A 1,553-nucleotide genomic window follows, 5' to 3' on the forward strand; every position below is an offset into this window, starting at 1 on the left:
TTGTGCCGGTTGGTGTGGTTGTGCCGTGAGGTGAGCGTGGTTCTCGCCACAGTGATGGCAGCGTCCCGGGAGGGGGAAGGCCGCCCAGGCCAGTGGTTCCGCGCCGGCGGGCAGGGCTTCGAGCAGGTCGCCGACGGTGGCATGGTGGTCGAGCGGCAGGGGGTGGACGGGTCCGTCCAACGGCCGGTGGTGCGGGCAGTCGGCGTCGCGGGTCAGGGTGACCGGGGCGGTGTCGCCGGTGGCGCCGTCGATCCGCAGCAGCCGGTACCGCGGCGGGCTGCCGAACAGGACGCGCAGCGCGACCAGTGTTATCCACCCGGCGACGATCGACGTGGACACGATCGACGCCGGCTGCGGGCCGTCCGGCCGGATCTCGGCGCAGCTCCACGGCAGGTCGGACTCGCCGCGCTGATGCGCGGTGAGCGAGCAGCCGTAGCAGGCCTCGGCCGGGTCCAGCCGCAGCCGGACCTCCCCGCCCCACGGGTGGGTGCCGCCGTCCACGAGCGCCGCGCCGACCAGCGTGGCCCGCCCGAGCAGGCGTAGCCGGGCGCGGCGGCTGTCCAGGCAGCCCAGGACGACCCCGGCGTCGGACAGCTCCCCGAGCCCGACCCCGGCGACCAGCTCGGCCGGCCGGGTCTCGACGGTGACGTCCGGGGCGATCCGGGACAGGGCGCCGGCCGCGGCGGTGGCCTTCGGGCGTCCGACGTCGTCCGGCCCGAGCAGCACGGTGCGGCTGAGGTTGCTCGCCGCGACCGTGTCCGGGTCGCAGAGGATCAGCCGTCCGACGCCGGCGAGCGCCAGGTTCTTGGCCACCTCGTTGCCGAGCGCGCCGACCCCGACGACCACCGCGGTGCTGGTGGCGAGCCGCTCCTGGTCCCAGTCGGGGATCAGCCGCTGCCGGGCGTAACGGTCCGCTGACGGTGAGCTCACCGATCCGCCCCGGCCGGGGCGTCCGCCAGGTCGGGCGTGGCGCGCACACGCTCATGCCACCGATCCGCCCCGGGCGGGCCGTCCGCACCTGGTTCACCGGCACGCGGGGCGCCCGCGTACACGACATCCGTGTGTGGGCCGCCCTCGGGTGGCTGGCCGGCGGGTGGGCCGCCCGTCCGCGCTCCCTGGGCCGTGCTCACCGGGGGCGGTGGATGTACGCCGCCCTGGGGGACCACGTCCGCCCGCGTTCCGTGGGCCGTGGTCACCGGTCCGCCACCCGGTTGAGGGTTACCGGGCAGTGGGTGAGCCCGCCGTCGGGCCGCCAGTCGTCCCAGCAGGTCAGGCCAGCGACCGGGTCCCGGTGCACGGCCGCCACGCAGACCTCGCGGTACATGCCGCACGGGCAGACCACCACCTGCTCGCCCGGCCGGAAGGTGTGCCCGCAGACCAGGCAGCCCGCGGCGTCCAGCCCCGGACCGGGCCGGGCGACCTGGGGCGCGTGCGCGGCGAGCCGGACGACCGGTACGTCACCGGCCGGCGGCCAGGCGACGAGCAGGCCGGCGGCGAACGCGGCCAGCTCCTCAGCGTCCCCAGACGCGCCGTTCGCGCTGCTCCCGTTCGCG

At 76.6% G+C, this 1,553-nt stretch carries 2 protein-coding genes; both read right to left on the reverse strand.

Going from position 1 to position 1,553, the window contains the following annotated elements:
* Positions 1 to 930 (reverse strand): HesA/MoeB/ThiF family protein (locus AC5LSR_RS24140; RefSeq protein WP_493469084.1); only part of this gene is annotated, 930 nt, incomplete at its 3' end.
* Between the two features lie 262 nt (positions 931 to 1,192).
* On the reverse strand, positions 1,193 to 1,553 hold a 361-nt coding region (locus tag AC5LSR_RS24145), incomplete at its 5' end, for a hypothetical protein (protein ID WP_493469085.1).

It is taken from the genome of Protofrankia sp. CiP1_Cm_nod4, assembly GCF_982290645.1.